Origin of the sequence: Arthrobacter sp. Hiyo1 (genome assembly GCF_001263615.2) — a bacterium.
GTDB lineage: Bacteria > Actinomycetota > Actinomycetes > Actinomycetales > Micrococcaceae > Arthrobacter.
The window spans coordinates 474,068-480,099 of the sequence record NZ_DF952468.1; the positions used below are offsets into that span (position 1 = coordinate 474,068).

Annotated in this window: 3 protein-coding genes and 3 pseudogenes; 4 read left to right on the forward strand and 2 right to left on the reverse strand. The window is 60.7% G+C overall.

Annotated features, from left to right (window positions below):
• Positions 1–87 precede the first annotated feature (87 nt).
• Positions 88–531 (reverse strand): hypothetical protein, encoded by a 444-nt coding sequence (locus tag AHiyo1_RS27820; RefSeq protein WP_340639269.1) that lies wholly within the window; start codon positions 529–531, stop codon positions 88–90.
• Positions 532–572: 41 nt separating this feature from the next.
• On the opposite strand from AHiyo1_RS27820, the gene AHiyo1_RS26050 reads away from it, so the two are divergent.
• From AHiyo1_RS26050 to AHiyo1_RS02140, 4 genes and pseudogenes are all read left to right on the forward strand, one after another.
• Positions 573–779: a GNAT family N-acetyltransferase gene (locus AHiyo1_RS26050; RefSeq protein ID WP_340639270.1), complete on the forward strand. Its 207-nt coding sequence runs from the start codon at positions 573–575 to the stop codon at positions 777–779.
• A gap of 439 nt (positions 780–1,218) precedes the next feature.
• A complete protein-coding gene (locus tag AHiyo1_RS02130) occupies positions 1,219–2,994 on the forward strand; it encodes an ABC transporter family substrate-binding protein (protein ID WP_059387469.1) in 1,776 nt (591 codons plus the stop codon).
• A gap of 180 nt (positions 2,995–3,174) precedes the next feature.
• Positions 3,175–4,715: pseudogene (locus AHiyo1_RS02135) on the forward strand (ABC transporter permease).
• Positions 4,712–5,805 (forward strand): annotated as a pseudogene (locus AHiyo1_RS02140) (ABC transporter permease). Before AHiyo1_RS02135 ends, AHiyo1_RS02140 begins: the two co-directional pseudogenes overlap by 4 nt.
• A gap of 24 nt (positions 5,806–5,829) precedes the next feature.
• Here the strand turns inward: AHiyo1_RS02140 and AHiyo1_RS26055 are convergent.
• Positions 5,830–6,032: pseudogene (locus AHiyo1_RS26055) on the reverse strand (PH domain-containing protein); the annotation flags it as partial.

Consider the following 6,032-nt stretch of genomic DNA (forward strand, 5'->3'; position numbering starts at 1 on the left):
CTTGGCTCGTGGCCGCTCGCGGACGTTCTGGCTCCATGGGGCGGCATGCCCGTCGCTCCTGGGATGTTCGCGATCTCCTGGCTGGACCTACGCAGGCTGCCGGTACGAATCGACTCGGTCGGACTCGACGCCCAGTACGTGAGCGCGACAATCGACACGGACGGCGTCATGCTTTGGTTCATCCTGGACGAGTCCGGCCTGCATTTGAGGTGCCGTTATCCCGACACCGTTGAGGCTCGAGCGAACGTCGGCGGATGGCTCGATCTGCTGGTCGCTCGTTTGCAGGCAGATGCGCGATCCTCGGTTCGAGGACTGCTGCGGGTGGCGGGCCGGACCTTCAGGCTGGAACGGGCGAGCCGCGATGATGTCGAGGCCATCGCCGCGCTGCTGTCCGATGATCAGTTCGGCCCCGATCGTGAGTGCGTCGAGCTCGAACGATACGAGGCGGCCTACAACCTGGTTGTTCGGGACCGCTCCAACTATCTGGGGGTTGTCCGAAATGATGCCGATCGCATCGTTGCCACGATGCAATTGACTGTTATCCCAGGACTTTCCCGGGTGGTTCTTCCCGCTTGCAGATCGAGGGACTGCGGGTTGCTGCCGCGGAACGTTCACAAGGCCTGGGCACCGCGATGCTTGAGTGGGCACACAATTTTGGGCGTGCGCGCGGGGCGCAACTGGCACAAGTGACCACAGACGAAGCACGGGAGCAGGCTCGAGCCTTCTACACCCGACTCGGATACCGGACGGCCCACGTAGGACTGAAGCGCCGGATATAGAAGTCCGATACCTCGCCCTCGCTGCGTTCTTTATCACGGGGACCGCCCACATAAGTGAATTTCTCGCCCATGCACCTCAACGTAAACCCCAACACGAGGTCTGGATACCGCTGCACGCTGCCATCGGATCGTGAGATCTGTTCCAGGCACTCCCCGCCAGGAGGGTTCAGTGATGGGGAATTAACTGACATAAGCCCCCGGTTCGCCGTGAATCGGGGCTTATGTCATGTTGGCGCGGATCACGGAACCCCTAGGACGTCCTTCAATGATTGCATCTCGATAACAAACTTTACCGGCGGGAAACTTTAGACCCAAAGATCCGTTCCGGGCGCTAGGCTACTGCTCATGTGAGACGAGCCACAAGCCTGCTGAGGGGGTTGTGGCAGTCTGCCGGAGTCAACAGCGCCGGCTTTTTCCACTCAAAAAAATAGGAGGCGGAATGCGTTTCGGACGTACTTCCAAAGCAGTGGGTATTGCGGCAATCGCCGCGATCGCACTGAGCGCCTGTGCCGGCAATTCCGGTGGCAATACCCCATCCACTGGAGCAGCCAAGACGGGTGGCACGGCCACTGTGGTCGAGGTCAACGCTTTCAACACGTTCAACCCCAACACAGCCGATGGCAATACTGACATCAACTCCAAGGTCAGCTACGCAACGCACTCGGGCTTCTACTACATCGACAACAAGCTGAACGTCGTACACAACGACAAGTTCGGCAAGATGGAGAAGGTCTCGGACAACCCGCTGACCGTCAAGTACACCATCAACGATGGTGTGAAGTGGTCTGATGGCACCCCGGTCTCCGCGGCTGACCTCCTCCTGCAGTGGGCGGCGTTCTCCGGCTACTACGACGACGCCGATGCCAAGGCAAAGACGGGCACGTCCTATTTCTCGTACGCTGGTGACAACACGGGCCTGAGTCTGACGGACTTCCCGGAGATCAGCAACAACAACAAGACCCTCACCCTCAAGTACTCCAAGCCGTTCGCTGACTGGGAGATCGTGCTTGGTGGTCCCGGCATTGACGTTCCTGCCCATGTCCTTGCGCAGAAGGCCGGCCTGAAGGACACCCAGGCCTTGATTGACTTCTTCAAGAGCAAGCCGCGGGGAGACTCCAAGGCACCGCTGCCCGCCGACCCGAAGCTGAAGGCAATGTCGGACATGTGGAACACCGGCTTCGACACGAAGACGCTTCCCGCTGACCCGACCCTGTTCCTCTCAAACGGTCCTTACATCGTCAAGAGCATGAACCAGGACCAGTCCCTCACCATGGTTCGCAACAAGGACTACAACTGGGGACCGACTCCAAACCTTGACGAAATTACCGTCCGGTACATCGGTTCGGCGCCGGCACAGGTCCAGGCCCTCAAGAACGGCGAGGCGGACATCATTGCCCCGCAGGCTTCCGCGGACACCCTCGACCAGTTGAAGGCACTCTCCAGCCAGGGCGTCACTGTCGACCAGGGCAACCAGCTGGCCTTCGACCACTTGGACCTGAACTTCTCGGGTCCGCTGGCCGACCAAAACGTGCGTACCGCTTTCATGAAGACAGTGCCCCGCAAGGACATCGTCAGCAAGATCATTGGCAAGCTTGACCCGAACGCGAAGCCGCTGGACTCGCAGATCTTCGTTCCCCAGCAGGCTGCCTACGCCGACTCTGCCAAGAACAACGGCTCGTCGGCCTACCAGGACGTGGACATTGATGGTGCCAAGAAGCTCCTGAACGGCGCTACTCCGGAAATCCGCATCATGTACAACAAGGACAACCCCAACCGCGTTGACGCTTTCTCGCTGATCCGCGAATCCGCCACCAAGGCTGGCTTCAAGATCGTCGACGGCGGCCTGGGCAAGTCCGACTGGGGCAAGGCCTTGGGCAAGGGCGGCTACGATGCCACCATCTTCGGCTGGATCAACCCGGGCGTCGGTGTCTCCGGCGTTCCGCAGATCTTCAAGACCGCTGGTGGCAACAACTTCAACCAGTTCAGCAACACTGACGCTGACAAGTTGATGGAAGAGCTCGTGGTCACCACCGACCGCAGCAAGCAGGATGATCTGCAGAAGCAGATCGACAAGAAGATCTGGGACTCCGCATACGGCGTGCCGCTCTTCCAGTCCGTGAACGTGGACGCCTACAGCGACCGCATCACCGGTGTGAAGCTCATGCCGAACCAGACTGGCGTTTGGTGGAACTTCTGGGAGTGGGCTCAGAAGTAAGGCCCAACTAGCGCGCAATATCGCCAGCCGAGGCGCCGGGACCGACGTATCATGGTCCCGGCGCCTTCGGGTTGGCGAACCGGCACATTGTCTGCTTCCCCAACGACCTCAAGCAGGGAAGGGGCACGATTCTGCGATAGGCGCCGGAGACCCCGGGCCTGGATTTCGAGGTTCTTCACCATGGTGACCTATATCGTCCGGCGGCTCGTAACCGCCGCATTCATTCTCCTTGGAGCTTCTTTCCTGGTGTATCTCCTGACGGCGTTGTCCGGGGACCCTTTGGAAGAGCTCCGCACCAGCAGCGCGCCGAACCGGCAAGCACTGATGGATGCGCGAATCAATCTGCTCGACCTCGACACACCGGCGCCGCTGCGCTATTTCAAGTGGTTGGGAGGCGCTGCCCAGTGTCTGGTTCCCTTCGGCAATGCCTGCAATCTTGGTAAGAACATTGCCGGGCAGCCAATCACGGAGGCGCTCGGTTTCGCGCTGGTCCAAACCCTGACGCTGGTTACCGGTGCGACAATCCTTGCGATTCTCATCGGCATTTCGCTCGGCATCGTTACGGCACTGCGCCAGTACAGCGCGTTGGACTACGGCGTAACCTTCATGGCTTTCCTGTTCTTCTCCCTGCCGATCTTCTGGGTAGCCGTTCTCCTCAAGGAATTCGGTGCCATCGGCTTTAATGACTTCCTCCGAAATCCCGAAATACCGCCGGTCGTGGCCCTTGGAATCGGGGCCGTCCTTGGCATCGTCGGGGCCGTCGTCGTCGGCGGTGCGGTGAGGCGCCGACTGATCGTCGGAGGCTCGGTTTTTGCGGCTGTTTCGCTTATTCTCTTCTACTTCTCGCTGACTCAATGGTTCCGCAATCCCGGCCTGGGGCCGGTCATCATCGCCATCATGGGGGTTGGAATCGCCTTCGGAATCACGATTTTGGTTTCCGGACTCAAGAACCGCAAGGCCCTGCAATCAAGCCTGATCGTGGTGGGCATTGGCGTGGTTGCCTACTTTGCTGTGCAGCCGCTGCTCAATGACGCGACCGGGCTGATGATCTTCCTCCTGGCCATCGCCACTATCTTGGTTGGCGTGGCAGTGGGGTACTTCATGGGCGGCTACGACCGCGGCCAGTCCATGCGCGCCGCCGGGCTGACCGCCTTCCTGGTCGGGTTCCTTGTGGTTGTGGACAAATTCATGCAGGCTTGGCCGTCCTATTTCAACAACAGCCGGGTGCGCGGGCGCCCCATCGCCACGATCGGGGCAGGAACCCCGAACATCCAAGGCGATTTCTGGATCATGTCGACAGACACCTTGACCCACCTCGTCTTGCCGACGATTGCCTCATCCTTGTGTCGTTGGCCAGCTACACCCGGTTCACACGCTCGTCGATGCTCGAAATCATGAACATGGACTACATCCGGACTGCGCGGGCAAAGGGTCTGAGCGAACGTTCCGTGATCATGGGCCACGCCTTCCGGAACGCCCTGATCCCTATTGCAACGATCGTTGCTTTCGACATCGGTGCGTTGATCGGTGGCGCCGTCATCACGGAAACGGTCTTCTCCGTTCGGGGCATGGGTTTCCTGTTCATCGACGGACTGCTGCACACTGACCCGAACCCCGTGATGGGCGTGTTCCTTTGTGTTGCAATCACCGCCATGGTCTTCAACCTGATAGCGGACCTCGCGTACTCCGCGCTCGACCCACGCGTAAGGATCAAAGCATGAGCCAGCCAACCCAAGAGGAAGAACTCCTCGCGCAACAGGCGCTTGCCGAAGCTGCAGCCACCCATGCAAGCAGCGAAGTCACCAGCGGCCTGAGCCAGGGCCAGATTGTCCGCAAGAGGTTTTTCGGCCACACCGGCGCCTGATCGGGCTCGCGGTTTTCGCAGTGATCTTCCTGCTTGCTTTCACCTCGGTGGGCGCATTCGGGATTCCCGGATGGTGGAAGTACAACCATGTGGACGTTTCGCCCTTGGTCAATGACGGTGCCCCCACGTCGTCGTTTTGGCCGCTCGCCTGGGGAGAGCACCCCTTCGGCCAGGACCGTATTGGACGCGATCTGTTTGCCATGACCATGCGCGGTGCCCAACAATCCATCACGGTCATGGTCCTTATCGGCGCCATCGCGGGCGCTGTCGGCGCAATCGTCGGGGGACTCGCCGGCTATTTCCGCGGCTGGGTCGAAGCCATCCTCATGCGCCTGACCGATGTCATCATCATCATTCCGTTGCTGCTCCTTGCGGCTGTTGTTGGCCAGATAGCCAACCGCAGGGATGAGGGAAGCTGGCTGACCGGATTTGCCGCCAACAACGGCGTCGTCATCCTTGGCATTTTCCTCGGCTTTGTGAGCTGGGTGGGCCTCGCCCGCCTGGTCCGCGGTGAGTTCCTGACCCTGCGCGAGCGGGAGTTCGTTGACGCAGCCAGGATCTCCGGAGCGTCCAACGCAAGGATCATCTTCAAGCACATCCTCCCCAACGCCGTCGGTGTGCTGATCGTCAACGTGACGCTGACCATGTCCGCGGCGATCCTGCTCGAGACGGCACTCAGCTACCTGGGCCTCGGCGTGAAGGCTCCCGACACCTCGCTCGGCCTGCTGGTTGCCCAGAACCAAGAAGCCTTCGCAACGAGGCCGTGGCTGTTCTGGTTCCCCGGCCTGTTCATCATCCTCATCTGCCTCAGCATCAACTTCATCGGAGACGGCCTGCGGGACGCCTTCGATCCGCGGCAGAAGAAGTTCAAAGCCAAGACCGCCATCGAAACCACGCGCCACTCGAGCACGACGGCGCCCGTTGCCGACGCCTCGAAAGGCAGCTGAGTGCTACCCGTCCAGGGAAACCTCCTACAGGAAGACCGCCCAGTAACTGGCCGCGGCCAGGGCTACCGTGGCTGCTATCCGGAACCATCCGATGGCAACGGTCACCGAAGCGTCTTCAGCCCGGCCGGGCTCCACGCGTCCGGCCTCGACCAGGTCCTGCCAGCGGGTGCGCACCAGGATCGCTGCGGCGCCGGAATCGGTGTTCTTGAGATCTCCGGGGGCGAACC